This is a genomic window from Bartonella capreoli (assembly GCF_902813205.1).
Lineage (GTDB): Bacteria > Pseudomonadota > Alphaproteobacteria > Rhizobiales > Rhizobiaceae > Bartonella > Bartonella schoenbuchensis.
The window spans coordinates 1-383 of record NZ_CADDZX010000407.1 but is presented as its reverse complement, the minus strand read 5'-3'; the positions used below and the strand labels follow the sequence as shown (position 1 = coordinate 383).

General features: G+C 46.5%; 1 pseudogene. It reads left to right on the top strand.

The features are described from left to right. Positions 1-118: 118 nt before the first annotated feature. Positions 119-383, top strand: a pseudogene (locus J7R05_RS09020) (crossover junction endodeoxyribonuclease RuvC); the annotation flags it as partial.

Sequence of the window (383 nt, the reverse complement as noted above, 5' to 3'; positions counted from 1 at the left end):
CCGCCGAGCCTCCCCGCGCTAAAAAGAGAAATGCTCGCTTTCTTCCGGTCGGTCACAACTCCAACAGACGTTGATTTAGTTGTCCCAGTTTTTTACCCCCTAAGGGGATGTTTTGTAAATTTTTTTGAACAAAAAAGAGCCCACCGCCACTTTAAAACTTGGCCAAGCACGTGCCATTGCACTTCTTGTACCATCTCAAGCAGGTCTTCCAGTTTCTGAATATGCCCCAAACACCATCAAAAAATCCGTTATTGGTTAGGGCTATGGCGCAAAATAACAAATCCATATGATGGTCAAAACTCTTCTCCCACGCGCTGATTTTGATAGTAGTGACGCAGCTGATGCACTGGCACTGGCACTTTGCCACAGTACCCTCCGTACTA